Here is a 21,732-nt window from a genome sequence, read left to right on the forward strand (position 1 = left end):
TCTGTACCAACGTATGACGGGAACGTCTGATGCAGAAATTCATTTCAGAGCAGCTGAACCTGATGCGGGATTTTATGGAAATGCTATAGGCAGATCAGGAATGAGATATCAATGAGTACTATAAGGAGACTTGTCACAGTGCAGGTCTCCTTTTATAATGGAAGAAACGCGATAAGAAAAGAAGGGAAAGATACATGCTTAAACGAACAGCCATACGGGCACTTTGTAATACAATGGCATATCAGAGAGGTCTTGATATTTATCGTACCGGAAAGAGAATCCAGTCGCTGGATATTAAGTCGGAAGGAGCTGTGGATAAAATATCTGCAGCAGTGAAGGGAAGTGGGCGTAATGTATACAATACAGGCTTTCAGTATGATACAGAAGCGGACCGCATAAAAGAAGCATACTGTGACTGCCCGGCCTTTCGCAGCTATTCCGGGATCTGTAAGCATTGCGTGGCAGTGCTTCTGGAATATGGAGACCGTAAGGCCTATGAGCGTGTGGAAATCCGCAGACAGCAGGATGAGGAACAGAAGCAGGCAGAGTTATTCAGCGGAACAGCATTTCCGGCTGCTTTATCCGGACCAGGGCAGCCTGCAACGAAAACCACCGTTGAGCTGAAAAGCCTCCTTAATCGTCAGCTATACAGCCGTATGCTTCCGTTTTCCGGGGATCCGTATTTTGGCAGGGTGGAGCTGGAAACCTGCCTGAAATTTAATTCTGTGAGAAATTGTTTTACCGTGGAATTCCGCGTTGGCTGTGAGAAAAAATATATCCTCAAGGATGTGTTGGCCTTTGTGTGGAATCTGGATCATAATGAGAAGGTTTCTTATGGAAAAAATCTAGAATTTATCCATTCCGATGAAGCCTTTTCAGAAGGATCCAGAAGCGTGCTGTCCTTTATCCGGGAATGGGTCGAGAATCATCATGGCACTTACATGTCCAGATATGAACAGCTGAAGAATATAGCTGTGGAAAAGGTGAGGGATCTTACCGTTGATAGAAAAGAACTTGAGGATCTGCTTCTTATACTTGGCGAAAAAAGTTTCAAGTTCAAAATGAACAATGATCCGGAGACAACATGGCATTCTGTCAGAGAAATTCCGGACAGGACGCTGATGATCCGGAAGAAGGATCAGGGGTTATCTCTTGAGATCGCGCCGGTATACAGTGTGACAGGCATACGGTATCATATGTATTTTGATAATGCGAAGGTATATCTGGTTTCCAGGCAGAAGCTTGGAGCAGTGGAGGAATTTGTTGCCTGTCTGGAGCGGCTTCCTGCAGGCCGAGGCTTTATTGATGAACCGGATGTGCCTGCGTTTGTGCGTGAGCTGCTTCCTTCCCTGAAAAAATTTTTCCACTGTGATCTCAGGGATTTCCCGGAAGAAACAGGTCTTGAATGCTACAAGGCTGCATATGAGATCTATCTGGATGCGCCGGAGCGTGACTGGATCACCTGTAAGGCATTTTCTGTTTACGGGAAGGATAAATTTTCGGTTTTTGACCGAGATGTGTCTGCCCGCACCAGGGATATTCCGGGAGAGCTTGGTGTGTTTGCGCTGCTGTCAAAATATTTTAACGGATATGATGACCAGCGGATGGAGCTGGCATTGGATTGTCGTGCCGAGGAACTGGAATCTTTGTGCAGGGAAGGTTCAGGGAAGCCCGACAGTGTGAAAGCTTCCGAAGAAAAGCTCTACCAGCTTCTTACTGAAGGGATCCCTGCCATGCAGAAAGTTGCAGCTGTCTATATTTCCCAGTCCATCAAACAGATGCGGGTGACAAAGCTGCCAAACATCCGTCTTGGCGTTTCTCTGTCAGCCGGACTTCTGAACCTGGATCTGGATGTGGAGGGGATGGATCAGGCGCAGCTTTTTGATATTCTTTCCAGGTACGATCGCAGGAAAAAATATTTTCGTCTGAAGGATGGCAGCTTTCTGGATGTTTCCGATGGTCAGCTCAGGGAGCTTTCTGCTCTGAAAAATGGACTGCAGATCAGTGATCGTGAACTGAAAAAAGGAAAGACTCAGGTTCCGGCCTATCGTGCTATGTATCTGGACAGTCAGCTGAAGGGCGGCGATCTGATCAAGGTAGAGAAGGACAATGCCTTTCGTGCGTTGATCCGGAACATGCAGACAATGGAAGAACATAAATTTCAGATTCCCAGGGAGCAGGAAAAAATCCTCCGGGGCTATCAGAAAGAGGGCTTTTACTGGATCAAAACTCTGAAGCATAATCAGTTTGGAGGGATCCTGGCAGATGATATGGGACTTGGAAAAACCCTCCAGGTGATCACATTTCTCTGGTCAGAATTTCAGGAATCTGCGCCGGGAGAAAACAGACGTGCCCTTGTGATAACGCCTGCTTCGCTGGTGTTTAACTGGATGAACGAGATCGAACGTTTTGCGCCGGGACTTCCGGCTACCGTTGTGACTGGTGATGTGAAGGAGAGGAAAGCACTGATCAAAAATGCGGGAGAACGGGAGGTTCTGATCACTTCCTATGACCTTCTGAAACGGGATCTGAAGGCTTATCAGAACCTGGATTTTGCTGTGCAGATCATTGATGAGGCGCAGTATATCAAGAATCACGGAACTCAGGTGGCAAAGGCTGTGAAAGAGATTCGGTCGGAATTCAGGCTTGCGCTGACCGGTACACCGGTGGAGAACAGGCTTAGTGAGCTGTGGAGTATTTTTGATTTTCTGATGCCGGGATTTTTGTATTCTTATGAGAAATTCCGCAAGGAAATAGAGCTTCCAGCTGTGCAGTACAGCAATTCCGATGCGATGGAGCGTCTGCAGAAAATGATCCGTCCTTTTGTGCTGCGGAGATTGAAGAGGGATGTGCTGAAGGATCTTCCGGATAAGCTGGAAAAAGATATGTTTTCCCCGTTGGAAAGCGAGCAGAAGGAGCTGTATGAGGCCCATACGGAACGGCTTCGCCTGATGCTTGGGATGCAGTCGGATGCGGAGTTTCGCACTTCTAAACTGCAGATCCTTGCAGAGATCACGAGGCTGCGGCAGATCTGCTGTTATCCGGGACTTGTATATGAAGGATACAAAGGGAATTCTTCCAAGCTGGAGATGTGCATGGAGTTGGTTCAGAATGCGGTGAATGGCGGACATAAGCTCTTGTTGTTTTCCCAGTTTACTACCATGCTGGATGTGCTGGCTGTCCGTCTGAAAAAAGCAAAAGTTTCTTTTTATATGTTGACCGGATCGACTTCCAAGGAAAAACGGGCGCAGATGGTACATGCATTTAATGAGGATGATACTTCTGTTTTCTGCATTTCATTGAAAGCAGGAGGAACAGGCTTAAATCTTACTGCGGCAGATATCGTGATCCATTATGATCCCTGGTGGAATCTTGCCGTGCAGAACCAGGCCACAGACCGCGCCCACCGCATCGGTCAGCAGAACGTTGTCAGTGTCTACCGCCTCTTTATGAAAGACACCATAGAAGAACGAATCCGGGCTCTTCAGGAAAGAAAACGGGAACTGGCTGATGAGATCTTAAGCGGCGAGGGAATCGGCCAGGCTTTGATCAGCAGAGAGGAAGTACTGGAGCTGCTAGGCAGGTAAAATTCTTAACCGAATCAAGTAAGTTCCCTGCTTCAATTACGAAAAGCAATACGCGGTGAGGGGACTTGCTTGTATCGGGAAGAATGCAGGCTGTGAATATCCGCCTGACTCAACAAAAACACCCCCGATGGAAATCGCGTGTGTAAATCACATACGATATCCGTCAGGGGTGTTTTATTTTATGCAAAAAACTTATCGTACAGACCAAAGAAGAAGATAAACAGAATGATCAGCGGCAGGATATAAGTGATGTATCCGCGCATCCATTTCCGGATCTTCATGCCTTTTCCGGTGTTGGCTTCTTTTGTGAAGTTTTCCCAGCCCCAGCCCCGTTTGGAAACACAGAAAAGCAGGTATACAAGAGAACCAAGCGGGAGCAGAATGTTGCTTACCAGAAAATCTTCAAGGTCGAGAATTGCGCCGCCGAATACCTTGAGCCAGTCCCAGGACCATACATTGTATCCAAGTACGCATGGCAGAGACAGAAGGATGATGGCGATGGCATTTACAAGACTGGATTTTTTTCGGCTCCAGCCGGTAAGCTCCATACCGCAGGAAATAATATTTTCAAATACAGCCAGGATGGTAGAGAAAGCTGCAAATGACATAAAGATGAAGAACAGGCTTCCCCACAGTCTTCCAAGCGGAATGTGGTTGAAAATATTCGGCAGTGTGATGAAGATCAGGCTCGGTCCGGAAGTCTGGTCAACATTGAATGTGAAACATGCCGGGAAAATAATAAGTCCGGAGGTGATCGCAACAAAAGTATCCAGAAGCGCAATATTCATGGATTCACCAAGCAGTGCATGATCTTTTCCGATGTAGCTTCCGAAGATAGCCATAGCACCGATACCAAGGCTGAGAGTAAAGAATGCCTGGTTCATAGCACCGGTAATGGTAGAAATAATACCGATTTCTTTCATACGCTCGAAATCCGGGATCAGGTAGAATTTCAGTCCCTCTTTGGCACCATCCATGGTAAAACTGTTGATGGCAAGAACAACCATGATCACCAGAAGAGAGATCATCATAACCTTGGTAACTTTTTCAAGGCCGTTCTGAAGACCGCGGGAGCAGACAAAAACACCTGCAATAACAACAACGATCATCCAGAATCCCATAGTAACGGGCTGGCCAAGCATGTTGGTAAACTGTCCTGCAACACCGTCGGAATCAAGTCCCTGGAATTTACCGGTGGCTGTCATATAGAAGTAATTCAGCATCCAGCCTGTAACAGTGGTGTAAAACATCATCAGGAGATAACATCCGATCAGAGTGATATATCCATGGATGTGCCATTTCTGTCCTGGTTTTTCCAGTGCGTAATATGCTTTGACAGGACTCTTCTGGCTGGCACGTCCAACAGAAAACTCCATAGTCATAACAGGAAGTCCAAGAAGGGCCAGGAAGATCAGGTAAAACAGTACGAATGTGCCGCCACCGCCCTGTCCGGCCATGTAAGGGAATTTCCAGACGTTTCCGATTCCGATGGCACAGCCAGCAGAAATCAGAATGAATCCCAGACGGGATCCAAGTTTTTCTCTTTCTTTCATAACTCACCTCATTGTTGCAGTTTGGTAAACTGCTATTTGTATAAAGTCGCAAGTTTTATCTTAACACATTCCTCGATATTGCACAATAAAAAGAACTTGCATTTTGCATAAAACATATGTTAAAATAAAACATTATTTTAACAAGATAAAGTGGTGGATCGTTACACTTTAAAGAAATAAAAACATCAACAGAATCTGAATGTCCGCTTTAATAACTATTCTCTTCAGTCAGGGATACGAAATTTTTCGGAGAGATCCCGTAATATTTCCGGAAACATTTACTGAAATATCCGGAATCAGAAAATCCGCATAAAGAAGCTACATTTTGAATGGAAGGGCTGTCTTCCAGAAGAAACTGTCTGGCTTTTTTCATGCGGCAGACATTGATATATGAGGTAAGTGTAACTCCGGATTCCTGACTGAATACAGTAGAGAGATGCTGGGGATTGACAAAAAAATGGGAAGCAATGGTTTCAAGACGAAGATCCGGCTGATTAAAATTCAGACAGATATATTCCTGAACCTGGGATACAAGAGCTGACTTCCGCGGATTTTTTTCATCAGCAAGAGAATCCAGAACTGCCTTGCAGGTAGACTGGAGCAGTTGTTTTAACTGCAGGGCACTCTGGCAGTTCTGGTAAGTATTCAGGGCGTTTTCCAGAAGAGGAAAAAGCGTTTCACGCTGACTGCACTCCGTGATAAAACCGTCAAGTACAGTAAGAAAAGCAGCAGCTACACTCCAGGTCTGCCGGATATGGATTTTTTTGGTGATGATATCGTTGAAATATTCATCAATATATTTACAGAGAGCCGGTGAATTTTGCTGGCGCAGAAAGATCAGGATATCATTATAAACCAGAGGCTTTAATGTAAAATCACCGGAATGGGACTGGGGCGTGAAATAAAGAAATCCGGAAGAAGACGCAGTTCTGTTATGAAAAACAGAAAGAGCCTCTTCATAGGAATAGCGGATTCCTTCCACGCCTTCATGAGGTGTTCCACAGCAGAAAAAAGTGGAAATCTGTGCGATATTATCATATATCCCGGCAAGTCTGAGACAGGATTGTTCCAGATCGGTAAAAGAAAAATCAGAGCTTTTTTCCATGATGATATACTGTCTCATCTGAGAATAGTCAATGTAAATAAGCTCTTTGCACACAGGCTGTAAGATTTCCCTGCATATATTTTCCAGGATGGTGTGGAGCAGAGAAAAATCACCTTTTTCATCCCATATTTCCGGATTGGCATTGTGGATCTCCATAAGAATGGTAAGATAATCGGAAGTTTTATGAACCGGAATTTTTTCCAGATCATCCGGGGAAATGGTTGTTCCACTGATCACTTTCTGGAAGAAATTAAGCTGCATTTGTCGTGTATACAGATCGCGGAACTGAAAATAATTATTCACATAACTGTTTCTGGAATTTTCCTGATCGATCTCGTCACTTACTTTCTGGAGTGTCTCCATAAGCTCCCGGTGATCCAGTGGCTTCAGGAGGTATCCGCGGACCTGAAGAGAGATGGCTTTTTTGGCATAGTCAAAATCTTCGTATCCTGTGGAAAGGATGAATCTGGTATGACAGTCTGTTCCAAGAGCTGCAATCATATCCAGACCGCTCATAACCGGCATGGATATATCCACAAGGGCAATATCGGGTTTGACATTTTCAATAAGCTGGATTCCGGCCTGTCCGTTATTAGCTTCCCCTGCAATGTTATAAATGTTTTGTTTTTCAAGAAAATTGATCAGAGATTTTCTGAAAAAAATTTCATCGTCAATAATTACGAGTGTTTTCAATTTATATTTCCCCCTCAATCAGATTTTTTTGTCAGGTATTACTATGGTTACAGTGGTTCCCTTTTCAGGTGAACTTTCGATGGTGAGTCCGTAATTCTCACCGTAGAGAAGAGCAATCCTGTGGTTGATACTTGGAAGCCCGAAAGAATGTCGGGCAGTTTTGAAGTCTCTGATAGAACGGTTAAGTTCGGCAAGTTTTTCCGGCGGGATACCGGAACCATTATCAGAAACAGAAATACAGATGGTACCATTTCTGATAGAAACATTTAAGTGAATATGGCATATCTGGCTGGTAAGTCCGTGGACAAAAATATTTTCCACAACAGGCTGTATGGTCAGCTTGGGTATCTCTGCCCCATGATCCTCCCAGGACGGCTCATAGGTGATCTCGTAATCAACAAAATCCATATACCGCAGATTCTGGATATAAAGATACTGTTCTGTAAGAAGCAGCTCCTGGCGCAGAGGAATGATAAACTGTCCCTTTGAAAGAGAGTTTCTGTAGAAAGATGACATGGAAGACACTGCTTTTACTGCAGTATCATTCATGTCAAGTTCTATGAGAGACTTGATGGTGTTTAAAGTATTATAAAGAAAATGGGGATTGATCTGGGACTGTAAAAGACGTACTTCCATTTTCTGTTTGGCATTTTGTTCCTCATAGATATCGTTAAGTAATGTCTGGATCTTCTGCATCATAAGGTTAAACTGGTTATAGAGAACTGCAAGTTCATCATTTGAAGAGTAACTGGCAGAAATATTCAGCTTTCCGGCAGACGCAGATTTCATTTTTTCTACAAGTTTCTGTATAGGTGCGGTGACAGTACCTGTACATAATATGGAAAAAAATACAGATAAAATAAACACTACAATGCTGATCAGAAGAATGTTGTGCAGGATCACCATATGATCCAGAGTCAGGCTTTCCAGAGGAATCAGGTTGATCACATTCCAGTTCAGGTCAGGATAGGATTTGCAGATAAAAAGAGTGTCAGTGCCGTCTACGGAAAAAAACTGCCTGTCGGTTTCTGTCAGGGTTTTATAATTCTCTGAACTGATTTTTGTATAGGATGAGAAGTCTTTATAAATACCTCCGGATGAAGAAGAGGAAAGTATCTGTCCATTTTCATCAGTAATATAGAAATCCCTGGAAGAGCTGTCCGGAAGGTCGCGGAATGCAGAGGAAATATTTGTTTCTCTGATCAGAAGGACCAGGGCGCCCAGATATTTGGTGTTATCAATGTTTGTAATACTTTTTAAGGCTACAAAGGTTGGCTCCCCACTTATCTGGAAGGGTCCGAGAAACTGAAAGGCCAGATTAGTCTGAAGGCTGTCAAGGACTTCGGGACCTAAAATGGAATCAAGCTGATCTGTTTCTGTGGTACTGCTGTGAAACCAGTGGTTTTCTGTATCCAGGATATCCCAGGCATAGATGTTTTTGTGAAGTCCGATGATACGCTGGGCCTGGTCTGTAAGCTCGGAATTTACCAGAAAATGTTCCAGTGTGTTTTCGGGAACTGTGGGATTTTCTTTTAAAACATCGGCGATATTGCTGTTGATGGAAAGGGTGATGGCATAGTTTGATATATTATCGATCTTTTCTCCAAGGTTGCTGGTGATCAGGGATAGCTGCTGCTGACTGGAAAGTGCGGCACGCTTGATCAGTACTTTTTTGGATGCAGTATAAAAAAACACGGAAGTAAGCATGAGTATCAGAGAACTGAGCAGCAGATATGTAATAAAAAGCCTGCGTTTCAGACTGATTCCTAAAAATAAGTGAAACACCTTTTTTTTCAGATTTTCTATCATGGAATCCCCCCTCTGGTTTTATTGGCTACATTATATAATAAGGGAAAAATTCTCACAAGTGTGGGGGAAAGATTGGAGAAAATATTCCAGGTACAGCGAAGATTTTCCATGTATTTTTCCGGACGGATTTAATATAATGGTCTCATCGATAAGGAAAGCGGAACAAAATATTCAATCCGGATGAATAGAAATGTACCAAAAGGAGGACGAAAATGAAATTAAAAAAAGTGATGGCTGCTACACTTGCCACAATGATGTGTCTCTCTTCATTCAGCATGATGAATGTGTGGGCAGATAAAAAAGAGGATTCCGAACCACTTGTGATCAATTATATCAGTGCCAGGGGCGAAACAGATGCGGCACTGAAAACATTGAAGAAGCTTGCAGAAGATTATAAAAAAGATCACCCGGATTTTGAATTCAATGTAGAGTCTATTGCAGACAGAGAAACATATCTTCAGAAGATCAAGATCCTTGCATCCAGCAATGAGCTGCCGGACTGGTTTGACGCAGATCCGGAGGCATTTTTTGAAGGACTTTGCAAAAAGGATCTGATCTACAGTGTGGATGACCTTTATGATGAACTGGGTATCAAAGACAAGTTCTTTGATATTGCACTGAATTATCCGAAACTCAGTGACGGAAGCAATTACCTTATGACCTGGCAGGGAAATGTAGAGTATTTCTGGTATCACAAAGACATGTTTGAAAAAGCCGGAATTACTGAAACACCTCAGACACTGGAAGACCTCCTGGATGTGTGCAAGAAGCTGAAAGATGCGGGAATGACCCCGATATCCGCAGGAAATTACGACATGATCATGCGTTATCCTGCATTTAAGGCTTTCAGACTGGAAGGAAATGACTTCATTGACAATGCAAGAATGGGAAAAGAAAAATTTAATTCTGAGACAGGTATCGCAACAGCCCAGTATACACAGGATATAGCCCAGTATTTCAGTGAAGGATGGACAAGTTCAGATGCTACCGCACAGATGGATCTGTTTCTGAACAGTGGTGCGGCAATGTTATACACCGGAACATGGGATACACCGGATCTTACAGATGATGAGGGAAATCTTAAAGATGACATTTCCATGTTCAAACTTCCTGTAGACAGCGAAGGAACCGCTACAGGAGAAAATGATTACTATGCGAATTGTGGAATCGGAACTGCCATTCTCAAGGATTCCATGAGTGATGAGATGAAAGATTTCATCAGTTATGTATGGGATAATTTTGCTGATACGGCAATGTATGAGTTCAATATGCTTCCATCCATGATGCCAAGTGATTCGGAGAAGCTTCCGGAGCTTACACAGCAGATTTTAAGTGATCTTGAGAACTGCGGCACTTTTGCCCAGTGCTGGGATGTTCGTCTGGATCCTTCTACAAACGAGGTTTACAGAAAAGAGTTGGCAAGCCTTGGAATGGGAGAATCAACTCCTGAAGAGTTCTGCGAAAACATGGACAAAGCTGTAGAACAGTATGCATCTGATTATTTTGACACTGAAGAATAACTGAGAGAATACGCAGATGCGGAATTTTATCTGCATCTGCGTATGAAAGGGGAGAGGATATGAAGCCCAGAAATAAAATCCAGCCTTTACCGTTTGTTCTTCCTGCACTGTTCGTATATATTCTTACTGTTATCATCCCAATTCTGTGGTCAATGGGTTACAGTCTTTTTTCCTGGAATGGAATCGGTGATATGAAGTTTATCGGACTGGAAAATTATGTGAGGATGTTTCAGGATGAGACATTTCGTGAGGCTGTTGTAAATAATCTTAAATTTGTTGTATTGGGAAGTTTGTTCCAGTTATGTGCAGGACTGATCCTGGCAATTTTGCTTACACATATTTCCAAAGGTGGAAATATTCTGCGGGTTATTTATTTTATTCCATGTATCATTTCATCTATGGCGATCTGCCAGATTTTTTCCAAAATGCTTTCTGTCCAGCCCCAGGGCCTGGTTTGCTATGTGATGGAAAAACTGGGAATGGAACCTATCGCTTTGCTGGCAAATTCCCATACAGCGCTGATTACCATAACCCTGATCGATGGATATAAATACTGTGGTCTGTACATGATCATTTTTTATTCCGCATTTGTATCCATATCAAAGGATGTGATCGAGGCATCTACAATGGATGGCTGCAATGTTTTTCAACAGTATCGTTACATAAAGCTTCCACTGGTGAAAAATATATTCAGCATTGTCATTGTAATGCTTGTAAATGGTTGTCTGAAAACCTTTGATGTATTCTATATTCTTGACAATAAATCCAGATCAACAGAGATGGTGGCAACTTATATGTATAAAACCGCTTTTAATTCGGCTGACTTTGGCTATGGAAGTACATTGTCCGTTTTTCTGGTCATTGAATGTCTGGTAGCAGTAGGGATTATACAGAAATGCCTGGGATCGGCGAAAGGAGATGGGTCAGAATGATAAAATCAAGAAAAAATATACCTATTCGTGCTGTGTTCTATGTAGTGATCCTTATTTTTGTCATGATACAGGTCTACCCTATTTTCTGGGTTATCTGCTCCAGTCTGAAAACACCGGATGAAATGACATATACTGCACAGTATGCCCTGCCATCAGGATTTTATCTTGGAAACTATATCAGCGCACTGACGATCTCATCCATTCCAAGATATTTTCTTAACAGTACGGTTGTGGCAGTTCTCACACTTCTTGGCATCGTAGTCCTGGGATGCCCGGTTGCATTTGTGATCAGCAAGGTAAAGGTAAAATATGCCAATGCACTGATGGCATTTTTCCTGTTTGGAATGATGGTGCCTATTTTTTCCTGCCTTATACCCATGTTCCAGATTTATAACAGGATCGGACTGAGAAATACATACTGGGCACTGGTGCTTCCGCAGATCGGGTTCGGACTTCCAATGTGTATCTATCTTTACACCGGATTTTTTAAATTTATGCCGGATTCTCTTCTGGAAGCAGCAGTTATTGACGGTGCCACAATGGGAACCACATTCCGCAAGATCGTGGTACCTATGGCTAAAAATACTACAATGACAGTTCTTACATACAATTTTGTTTTTGTATGGAACGAATTTACATATGCCAATACATTTATCTCATCTTCTGATATGAAAACTCTGCCAATTGGCCTGAATGACTTTGTGGGGCAGTTCGGAAGAGTGGACTGGGGAAGTACATTTGCGGCGATCGTAATATCGATCCTGCCTACACTGATCGTGTATTTTATTCTTAACAAAAACATAATCGAAGGTATGGCTGCAGGTGCGGTCAAGAGTTAGGAGGCTGAAATGGAAACAAGGATTGAATTGAAACAAGGATGGAAAATTTTGCAGGATGTTCATGATACAGGGGAAAAGACCGGGCTTTATGCTGCCAGGGAAGCGGATACTTCCGTAGGTTCCCAGGTGTCTGAATGGGAGGAACTGGAGGAACTGAAACATCTGCAGCTTATCTATGCCAGACAGCCATATTTCGGGCGTGAACTGAGATATTTCAATCAGGCGCCCTGGTGGTACAAAACAGAGTTTGAAGTTCCGGATCAGAAAGTTACGGATGCTGTCCTTAAATTTACCAATGTTGATTATTATGGAAAAGTATGGATTAACGGAGAATTTCTTGGAGAGCATGAAGGATATTCCGCTCCATTTTCCTTTAATGTAAAAGATAAGCTTGTTTTTGGAGAGAAAAATTATCTCATTGTAAAGGTAAGTTCTCCATGGGATGATGAGGTGGAGCTGGATGCACAGGATTCCAGAACCCACCTGGTAAAAAGAAATATGGTAAAAGGTACCTACGAACATTCTGATACATTTATCCAGAGAGATGTAAATCCTGTAGGAATCTACGGAAAAGTGGAACTGATCCTGACAGAAGAAGGTGTTCTGGAAGATCAGACAGATCTGAAGTATGAACTGGATCCGGATGTAAGGAAAGCAGACGTATATGTGGAAACTGAAGCGCGAGGTCTGAAATCCGGGGAGACATATGATTTTAATGTAAAGATCCGGGAAAAAGAGTCCGGTCTTATAAAGACAGAAAAAACTGTTCAGATAATGGCAGAGAAAGCAGAGACAGGTTTTAAATGTGAGCTTAAAGTGGAAGATGTCAGACTGTGGTCCACATGGGATCATGGTTATCCCTGGATGTATCAGGCAGAACTTACGTTAAGCAGGGGAAAAGACATACTGAGCAGCAGAACAACGAATTTTGCTTTTCGGGACATTCAGATTGAGCGTAATGAAAAAATAACAAGATTCTGGCTTAATAACAGGAAACTGTATATAAGAGGAACCTCTTATTTTCCGGATTGTTATATTTCTGCAATGACAAAGGAACGGTACCTGAGAGATCTTCTTAATGTAAAGGCGGCAGGTTTTAATCTGGTACGAGTACATGTCCACACAGAGCAGGAAGTTTTTTATGATCTGTGTGACGAGCTGGGAATTGCAGTTTTTCAGGATTCGGAGTACAACTGGACGCATCCTTCAACAGATGAATGGGCGCAGAGATTTGCAGATGTTTACAGAGAAAATGTGAAACTTCTGAAGCATCATCCGTCTCTGATCTGCTGGATCATTATGAATGAACCGGGATGTATTGATCCGGATGGAAATGTGAGAAGGAGATTTATGGAGGAAAATCCGGGACCTGCTTTGTACAGGGAAGTACAGAAGATGGATCCGGGCAGACCGATCATCAAGGGTTCTTTCTGCGAAGACGATCTGCTTAGCGGGGACAGCCATAATTATCTGGGTTCTTTATGCGGTGGAGAATATGCAGATATTTATGAGCAGACAGAAAAGCTGAATACAGAGTACGGATTTGATGCACCGGGCAGCAGTGAAAATCTGAAAACTGTTCCGGAGGTATATCATCGTCTGGAAAAACTGGTGGATGATATCCCGAAGATCCAGGAATATCAGTATAAGCTTCTGAAATATTATACAGAGCATTACAGGATCCAGAAATATGAACCTTGCTCAGGATATATACAGTTTATGTTTATCGATCTGTGTCCTCAGAGCTTCTACGGATTATATGACTGGTGGGGAATTCCCAAAAAGGGTCTTCAGGCTATACTGGAAAGCAACGCACCAGTGGGTGCTTTTGCAAAGCACAAAGATTATCTGGACAGTCTGTATATTGTAAATGATACAGATGGAGCTCTGGGAGAGTGTGAACTTACATGGATCATTACAGAAACATTGAACGGAGAACTGGTGGAAAAGGGAAGTGTTAAAGCAGAAGTTCCGGCAGACAGCCGTGTCATGGTAAAAACCTTTGAGAAAGAATACGGAAAAGGCAAGAAGTGGAACCTTACACTAATTCTTTCTGATAATAGCGGTAAATGTATGGCAAAGAATACCTATCAGGATATCTGTACTTTGCTTTCAAGAGTTGATGGGCATCCGGACCGTATGAGCCATGAGTTTGGAATGAGACTCTACTGGGCCTGAGATATCCGTAGCTCACAGCCACTTTCATCCTTTCCTTGTGTCGAAAATCACAACATGCTATACTTGATATAAAGAAAGATTTTCGGCGTGGAAGGAGCGAGAGTATATGCGTTTACAGAAAGTGCAGGAAGCACTGAATACCAAGAAGATCCCATTTGAGTATACGGAAGAGGATGGCTGCGGAAGCATTGATTTTATGTTCCGCGGGCTGAAGTTCCACGTATGGGAGTATGAGGACAGTGTATGGGGTGCTGAGACCAATGTGTTTGCAGCCGGAAGAAGTGAGGATGTGGAAGGTGATTACGAAGAGATCATCTCTAGGGAAATCCTGTCCTGGCCGGATATGATCACACCTAATTAAAAAGAGCAGCAGATACTATCACAGATAAAAGTTTCACAGATCAGTCGACCTGTGAAACTTTTATTTTTTTCTGGAAATCTTTTGTATAGTGAAGCTCATAGTCTTTGGTGATGAAGACAGCCTGGACACCTTTTTTTTCTGCGAAGGCAAGACCTTTTTTCAGGCCCAGTGCAAAGCAGGTGGTGCTTAAGGCATCGCCGTCCACGGAACGGTCAGAAATGATAGTGACGGAGATCAGACCGTTATCATAAGGATATCCGGTGTGTGGATCCAGGATGTGATGATAGAGTTTTCCGTCCTGCTTAAAGCAGCGTTCGTAGATTCCCGAAGAAACAACTGAACGTCCGTTGATATCCACTACAGCAGCCGTTTCATTGCGGTCAGCAAAAGGCTTCTGAACGCCAACCTTAAATGGCTCTCCGTCAGGCCGTCCTCCAATACAGAGAACATTGCCGCCCAGATTGATGATGGCACTTTTTACGCCGCTTTTTTTCAGGTATTCACTGATGCGGTCGGCAATATAGCCTTTGGCAATAGCCCCTACGTCAAAGGCAGTGTCGGGAGAAGGAAGAGTAAGCTTCTGCCCGTTAAGCTCTACGCCATCAGAGCTGCACAGTGGCAGTGCTGTCTGGATATCATTGTCTGCCGGTACCTGGGGATCTTCTGCGGTAAAATCCCACAGAGAGGTAAGAGGCGCAATGGCAATATCAAAAGCACCTCCGGATTCCTTGGTAAAGGCAAGTCCTTCATCCAGAAGATCTGCAAGCTGGGGGGAAATCATCCAGGTTTCCTTCTGTGAATCAGGATCTGTACTTATCTTATAAGGAAAACTGCCGGATTCCTGGCCCTGGTCTTCTCTGTGGTTCAGTCTGTACAGTTCACTGTCTTCATTGGTACGGCTGAAAACAAGCTCATATCTGTCGCAGAGAGAGAGACAGTCATCAAGGAGAGATCTGTCCCTGGAATCATAGATCTTGATATCAACAACTGTGTTCAGTTTAAAATCAGAAACACTGACAGGTTCCTGCTCATCAGTGTTGGTTTGGGTTTGTTCGCATCCGGCAAAAAGAAAACAGAAACTGATCAGCAGCGTGACAGATAAAAGCCGGGTGAAGGTCCGGTATATATATGATTTTTTTAGCATGATTCCTCCATCAGAATGAAATAATATAATAAGAAAATATATGCAAAGAATTATATCACAGGACATGGTGGCAGCAAAGGGGAATATAAATGCCCGCTTTATCTGTCCCATCTTGTAATTCCGGTTCCTGTAAGCTATAATTTCTCACAGAAGATTAAAATGCTCAAAGGAGAAGGAACTTATGATAAAAGTGATCGCCAGTGATATGGACGGAACCCTTCTTGGGGATGACCATAAGATCGCACCGGAAACTCAGGTTGCCATTAAACGTGCCTGTGATGCGGGAATCCGTTTTATGGTGGCTACAGGACGTAATTTCCGTGGAGCCATGGACGCACTGAAGGATACAGATATTACCTGTGATTACATCTTAAGCAGTGGAGCAGAGGTGAGAAACCCACAGAGAGAAGTAGTGAAACGTACGCCGATCCCCATTGATCTCTGCGAGGAGGTCTATGAGGAACTTAAAGAATATCCTGTATCTGTTATATTTTTTACAGACAGGTATGATTACCGGCTTGGAACTAAGAAGGAGATCGAGGAGGGTATTATCCGCCAGATAAGACTTTTCCATATGGACAAAAATGACAGCGATGAAAAGATCCGTAACTCTGCTCAGTTCCTGCAGATTGCCGGAAATACCAGAGGAATCTCAGATATCCGTTCTCTGGAAGAATGTGAGACGCCTGTGTACAAGATCTTTATTTTTGCAGGAGATGTGGACATGCTTCAGGAGATCGGGGAGAAGCTTGGACAGAATCCTGAGCTTGCGGTGGCATCTTCCTTTATCCTGAACCAGGAGGTGACGGAAGTCAGAGCCCAGAAAGGTCCTGTGTTGAAGGAATATATAGAATCTCTTGGATATACAATGGATGAGGTAATGGTGCTTGGGGACAGCTTTAATGATTATTCCATGCTGTCTATGGATTTCGGCGCCACGGTAGCCATGGGAAATTCCGTTCCCGGGATCAAAGAGGTGGCAAAATATATAACAAAGACCAACCAGGAATTTGGAGTTGCCTGGGCGATCGATCAGGCTATTGCTGCCGGAGACGGAGAATTAAAACTTCAAAAGTAAAACTCCCCCTTTTGGAAAAACACTATATATATTATAATGTAATAAGATAAAAAATCACAGATGTGGCAGGCGTATCGGCTGCGTCGGAACAAGAGAGGAAATCACAATGGAAAATGTTTATATTATGGATCATCCGCTGATCAAACACAAAATTTCAATGCTCCGTGACAAGAACACAGGAACAAATGAGTTCCGTAAACTGGTGGAGGAGATCGGCATCCTTATGGGATACGAGGCACTTCGTGATCTTCCTACAGAGGAAGTGGAAGTGGAGACACCGATCGAGACATGCAGGACACCTATGATCGCCGGTAAGAAGCTGGCTGTTATCCCGGTACTCCGTGCAGGTCTTGGAATGGTAAACAGTATCCTGACACTGGTGCCATCTGCCAAAGTGGGACATGTAGGTCTTTACAGAGATCCTGAGACACATGAGCCGCATGAGTACTACTGCAAACTTCCGGAATCCATTGATGAGCGTATTGCAGTAATCGTTGACCCGATGCTTGCAACAGGCGGTTCCGGCGAGGCTGCTATTGATTTTGTTAAGAAACAGGGCGGAAAGAATATCAAGTTTATGTGCATCATTGCAGCACCGGAAGGACTGAAACGACTTCACGAGGCACATCCGGATGTACAGATCTACTGTGGTTCCCTTGACAGAGAGCTCAATGAGAACGCTTACATCTGCCCGGGACTTGGAGATGCCGGAGACCGTATTTTTGGTACTAAATAATTTTGAAAAAATCTTAAAAAATACTTGACACACCCGGCACTGTTATGGTATTGTACCTAAGAACGCTGCCGAAGACAGTAGGTGCCGTAAGGCATAAGGATCAAAACGCCTACCGAGGTCCAAGTATTCTGAGTTAAGATTACACAAGGCCTTATTGCGAAGCAGTAAGGTCTTTTTTTAACGGATTGACTTATTGCGACGGCGGTATACAAAATCTATAAGGAGGTGTACCATTTCATGGCAAAAGTAGAACTGAAACAACCAATCGTAGAAGAGATCTCTAACAGCATTAAAGACGCACAGTCTGTTGTACTTGTAAACTACAGCGGTCTTACTGTTGAGCAGGATACAATTCTTCGTAAAGAGTTAAGAGAAGCTGGTGTTCAGTACAAGGTATACAAAAATACCATGATGCGTCGTGCATTCGAGGGTACAGCATTTGAGAGCCTCAGTGAGCATTTACATGGCACAAATGCGATCGCTATCTCCGAGACAGACGCAACTGCTCCGGCAAGAATTCTTGCTAAATATGCAAAACAGTTCCCGGCACTGGAGCTGATCGCAGGTGTAGTTGAGGGTAACTACAATGATCAGGCCGGAATTCAGGCACTGTCCACAATTCCTTCAAGAGAGGAACTTCTTGGAAAACTGCTTGGAAGCATCCAGTCTCCGATCACCAACTTCGCTCGTGTGCTTAATCAGATCGCAGAGCAGAATGGCGGAGCTGACGCAGCAGCTGCTGAGTAATTACAGCAACGTGCAATTGGCGGCATAATGGCCGCATGATATTTAATTAAAATTTTTAAATGGAGGGAAATTAAAATGGCAAAATTAACAACAGAAGAATTTATTGCAGCAATCAAAGAATTATCTGTATTAGAGTTAAATGACCTTGTAAAAGCTTGTGAGGAAGAGTTCGGTGTTTCCGCAGCAGCAGGTGTTGTTGTAGCAGCAGCAGGTGCAGCAGGCGAGGCAGCTGAGGAGAAAGATGAGTTTGACGTAGAGCTTACAGAGGTAGGCCCGAACAAAGTTAAAGTTATCAAAGTTGTTCGTGAGGTTACAGGTCTTGGACTTAAAGAGGCTAAAGCTATCGTTGATGGTGCTCCGAAGGTTGTTAAAGAGGGCGCATCCAAAGCTGAGGCTGAGGACATCAAAACTAAACTTGAGGCTGAGGGAGCTAAGGTTACACTTAAATAATCCGATCAGATCAGAAGTTTTAAAGGCTGTTGTGGCTGCCGGTTTACCGGCGGCACAGCAGCCTTTTTTAGTGAAAAAATCCAGGGTAAATCTTGCTTTTTGAAGAAAAAGAAAGGATAATAAAGGAGACAGGAAAGGATGGATGGAATATGAAACGAAAAATAATGGCCTGTATCCTTGCTGCTGCTTTGGGAATCACAGGAGTTTCTTTTCCGACGGCAGCCAAGACAGTGTCTGTCGGAAAAAATGTAAAAAATATAACTGTAAACGTGAAAAATCCTCTGGATGAACTTCGGGCTCAGGAAGCTGCAATGCAGCAGCAGGAGGAGCTTGAAGAAGAGGAAAATATGCCAGAACAGGATCTGGATCCGCTTGTGCTGGATAACGATGGCAGTGTGGTTCCTGCATCACAGGCATCCTGGACAAAAATAGAGTCAGGTGCTGTAGAAGCAGTGGATGTATCAGAGGCACCGGGGGATGAGGAAATATCGGAAAATTCAACTGAAGACACATTTTCAGATGGAAGCACAGATGGAGATTTTGACACAAATAAGAATATTTCTGACAATGCAGCAACGGAAGCTGGCAGTGAGGATATTCAGACAGCAGATGGCAGTATCAGCGGAGAATTGCCGGCAGATTTTTCCGAAGGAACGGAGAACGGCGATAACGGTTCCGAAGAACTTCAGCTTCAGCAGGAAAACGGTAATGTAGAAAACGTCGCAGAGCCGGATAATAATAAAGCTGATGAAGGCGCAGGTCAGGCACAGGCTGATTTTACAGATGATGCCAATGCTGCTGGGGATTTTTCCGCAGGAGATGCTTCAGATGGAGAACTTGGAACTTATCAGACTGTGACTCTGGAAGTTGAGGAAGGACAGGATATCACAGCACCCTTGAACACACTGTTTCTTGAACTGAAAGATCAGGCCACAGATGAAAATCCCTGCAAGATCATAATTCCACCGGGAAATTATGAACTGACAGGTACACTTTGCATGTACAGTAATATGTACTTATATGCAAGAGACGCTAATATTACAAAAACGTCTACCACCAAACATCTGATCCTCCGTCTTGGAAATACCAAAGATTCAGAAGGCGGATATGATGGATATCGCAACATTGTGATCGATGGAGGAACCTGGGACTACAATTATCAGTGTGTGGAAAATAAGGATGCACCAGGCGGATTTGTGGGATTTTGCATTGGACATGCTACGAATGTTACGATTAAAAATGCTACATTTCTTAATAATCTGAAATCTCATTTTCTGGAATTTGGCGGAGTGAAAAATGCCAAGATCACAGGCTGTACATTCAGTGGCTATTATAAGAATTATGTGGAAGGCGGACAGGAATGTATTCAGATCGACTGCTGTACAGATGAGAGCAATGTTTTTCCGCAGTACAGACCTTATGATGGAACGACCTGTGAAGATTTTGTGATCGATGGAAATGTGTTCGAAGATGTCTTTACAGGGCTGGGAACGCACAGTATGATGTCCGGAAAAACATATAAAAGGATCACAGTTACGAATAATACTTTCCATAATGTAAAAAAACGCTGTATAAGGTTTATGAATTATGAAGATTCTACAGCAGAAAATAATACCATGGTAAATGTGGGAAATGGAGTGGACATTTCTTCTGTGAGCAGCAATACACACCAGACGCCAGGCTATGATGATGGGCCGGACATGCTGAAAAATAGGAATCTTCGTGTGGCAGGAAACTACATCAGTCTTGCCAGAACTACCAGCATTGGTGGAATTGCATGGATCTGCAGTGGTATAAAAGTTTCAGGCTATAATATGAAAAAAGATGGAGCTGTGCTCCCTAAAAAGATATATCCGGTGAAAGGTGTGACTGTAGAAGATAATCAGATCAGCGGATATGGAAACGGAATCAGCATGTCTCTTACTGACACAGATACCGTAACAGATAATCAGGTAACAATGAAAAAAACTTCTTCATATTCCAATTTTGGGATTTATGCCCAGGATTCCAGAGGAAGCGTTATCAGCAGGAATACAGTGTCCGGAACTGCAAATACGGGAATTTATCTCTCTGGTTCTGTCTATGCAGTAGGATCAGAACAGAGAAATCTTGTAGAGCAGAATACTGTTTCCGGAGCAGGCGGAGATGGAATTTATCTGCAATCTGTAAATACTTCATCCACTGCACAGAAGAATACTGTTAAATCAGTGGCCGGCTCGGGAATACGTGTAAATGCAGGAAAGAACAATAATATTCTTGGTAATATCTGTTTATCCAACAAAAATCATGGCGTGAAAATTGAGTATGTGGCCGGCGGAGTCAGGGTAAAAAGCAATCGTGTGACATCAAATGCAAAAAGTGGTATTTTGCTCTGGAAATCAAAAGTATCCGAAGTATCAGGAAACCGTGCGGAGAAAAATAGGGGGAATGGTGTTTATGCATATGCATCTGTAATACCGGTCATGAAAAAGAATACATTTTGTGAAAACGGAAAGGTTCAGGCGGTATATGTAAAAAGCTGCAAAGGATGGACCGGCATCAACCGTCCTTCATGCAGAGCTGTTACATCAAGAAGTACAGCTATAAGCGGAACTGCATCAGGTAGCCAGACAGTTATTGCCTATGCGCGGCGTTCCGGAAAACAGACAAAGCTGGGTGTATCATCCGTAAACAAAAAGAAACAGTACGTTATTAAAATAAAGAAGCAAAAAAAGAATACTGCTCTGAAGCTTGTCTCAAAAGATAAATACGGAAATACAGTAACAGTAAATACTATTGTGAAGTAAGTATGTGTGATAAAAAAAGATTCTGTTCCGGATATCCATACATCGTATGTATAGAAGGAACAGAATCTTTTTTTTGAAAAATGTAAAAAAATCAAAAAAAGTGCTTGACACGCTTTTTTTCTTATGTTAAAGTGGAGGATGCTATATTATGGCTAGATATGCCTGCCTAAAGGTCAGGCGGGATCATGTTGTAATAAATAATAAAAAAACAGGG

At 43.2% G+C, this 21,732-nt stretch carries 15 protein-coding genes and 1 other annotated feature; of the genes, 11 read left to right on the plus strand and 4 right to left on the minus strand.

Translation table 11 applies throughout. The features are described 5' to 3' along the window. The first annotated feature begins 194 nt into the window (after positions 1–194). Complete coding sequence (locus G5B12_RS05650; protein WP_174087890.1) at positions 195–3,587, plus strand: DEAD/DEAH box helicase; 3,393 nt, start codon at positions 195–197, stop codon at positions 3,585–3,587. A 179-nt stretch (positions 3,588–3,766) separates the two neighbouring features. On the opposite strand, the gene G5B12_RS05655 is transcribed toward G5B12_RS05650, so the two are convergent. The 3 genes from G5B12_RS05655 to G5B12_RS05665 all read right to left on the minus strand — a co-directional run bounded on the left by G5B12_RS05655 (position 3,767) and on the right by G5B12_RS05665 (position 8,747). Beyond that, positions 3,767–5,140, minus strand: coding sequence for a sodium-dependent transporter (locus G5B12_RS05655; protein ID WP_021652213.1), 1,374 nt, complete (start codon positions 5,138–5,140; stop codon positions 3,767–3,769). A 208-nt stretch (positions 5,141–5,348) separates the two neighbouring features. Beyond that, on the minus strand, positions 5,349–6,938 hold the full coding sequence (locus G5B12_RS05660; RefSeq protein WP_173734169.1) for a response regulator transcription factor: 1,590 nt from the start codon (positions 6,936–6,938) through the stop codon (positions 5,349–5,351). Between the two features lie 18 nt (positions 6,939–6,956). Then, entirely contained in the window at positions 6,957–8,747 is a 1,791-nt protein-coding gene (locus tag G5B12_RS05665) for a sensor histidine kinase (RefSeq protein WP_021976597.1), read from the minus strand. A gap of 212 nt (positions 8,748–8,959) precedes the next feature. Here G5B12_RS05665 and G5B12_RS05670 point away from each other — a divergent pair, with 212 nt between their 5' ends. The 5 genes from G5B12_RS05670 (at position 8,960) to G5B12_RS05690 (ending at position 14,577) form a co-directional block, all read left to right on the plus strand. Continuing rightward, positions 8,960–10,267 carry an ABC transporter substrate-binding protein gene (locus G5B12_RS05670; RefSeq protein WP_059086656.1) on the plus strand — a complete coding sequence of 436 codons (1,308 nt, stop codon included), beginning with the start codon at positions 8,960–8,962 and terminating at the stop codon, positions 10,265–10,267. Positions 10,268–10,326: 59 nt separating this feature from the next. Then, a complete protein-coding gene (locus G5B12_RS05675; protein WP_015526310.1) occupies positions 10,327–11,199 on the plus strand; it encodes a carbohydrate ABC transporter permease in 873 nt (290 codons plus the stop codon). Then, entirely contained in the window at positions 11,196–12,038 is an 843-nt protein-coding gene (locus G5B12_RS05680) for a carbohydrate ABC transporter permease (protein WP_015526309.1), read from the plus strand. The genes G5B12_RS05675 and G5B12_RS05680 overlap by 4 nt, the downstream gene beginning before the upstream one ends. Before the next feature lie 9 nt (positions 12,039–12,047). After that, a complete protein-coding gene (locus G5B12_RS05685) occupies positions 12,048–14,216 on the plus strand; it encodes a glycoside hydrolase family 2 protein (protein WP_118368586.1) in 2,169 nt (722 codons plus the stop codon). A gap of 106 nt (positions 14,217–14,322) precedes the next feature. Continuing rightward, on the plus strand, positions 14,323–14,577 hold the full coding sequence (locus G5B12_RS05690; RefSeq protein ID WP_059086658.1) for a hypothetical protein: 255 nt from the start codon (positions 14,323–14,325) through the stop codon (positions 14,575–14,577). 40 nt (positions 14,578–14,617) lie between these two features. Here the strand turns inward: G5B12_RS05690 and G5B12_RS05695 are convergent, their stop codons facing one another. Then, positions 14,618–15,721: an FAD:protein FMN transferase gene (locus G5B12_RS05695; protein WP_173761022.1), complete on the minus strand. Its 1,104-nt coding sequence runs from the start codon at positions 15,719–15,721 to the stop codon at positions 14,618–14,620. A gap of 181 nt (positions 15,722–15,902) precedes the next feature. On the opposite strand from G5B12_RS05695, the gene G5B12_RS05700 reads away from it, so the two are divergent. The 5 genes from G5B12_RS05700 to G5B12_RS05720 all read left to right on the plus strand — a co-directional run bounded on the left by G5B12_RS05700 (position 15,903) and on the right by G5B12_RS05720 (position 21,518). Beyond that, complete coding sequence (locus tag G5B12_RS05700) at positions 15,903–16,799, plus strand: Cof-type HAD-IIB family hydrolase (protein WP_173734166.1); 897 nt, start codon at positions 15,903–15,905, stop codon at positions 16,797–16,799. A gap of 106 nt (positions 16,800–16,905) precedes the next feature. After that, positions 16,906–17,535, plus strand: coding sequence for a uracil phosphoribosyltransferase (upp, locus tag G5B12_RS05705; RefSeq protein ID WP_059086661.1), 630 nt, complete (start codon positions 16,906–16,908; stop codon positions 17,533–17,535). 50 nt (positions 17,536–17,585) lie between these two features. Then, positions 17,586–17,722, plus strand: a sequence feature (ribosomal protein L10 leader region). Positions 17,723–17,772: 50 nt separating this feature from the next. Continuing rightward, positions 17,773–18,282 carry a 50S ribosomal protein L10 gene (gene rplJ, locus G5B12_RS05710; RefSeq protein ID WP_021975916.1) on the plus strand — a complete coding sequence of 170 codons (510 nt, stop codon included), beginning with the start codon at positions 17,773–17,775 and terminating at the stop codon, positions 18,280–18,282. A gap of 75 nt (positions 18,283–18,357) precedes the next feature. Beyond that, positions 18,358–18,732 (plus strand): 50S ribosomal protein L7/L12, encoded by a 375-nt coding sequence (gene rplL / locus G5B12_RS05715; protein WP_174087891.1) that lies wholly within the window; start codon positions 18,358–18,360, stop codon positions 18,730–18,732. Positions 18,733–18,881: 149 nt separating this feature from the next. Continuing rightward, complete coding sequence (locus G5B12_RS05720) at positions 18,882–21,518, plus strand: right-handed parallel beta-helix repeat-containing protein (RefSeq protein ID WP_174087892.1); 2,637 nt, start codon at positions 18,882–18,884, stop codon at positions 21,516–21,518. Positions 21,519–21,732: the final 214 nt, after the last annotated feature.

This window comes from Blautia sp. MSK.20.85 (assembly GCF_013317245.1).
Classification (GTDB): Bacteria; Bacillota; Clostridia; order Lachnospirales; family Lachnospiraceae; genus Blautia_A.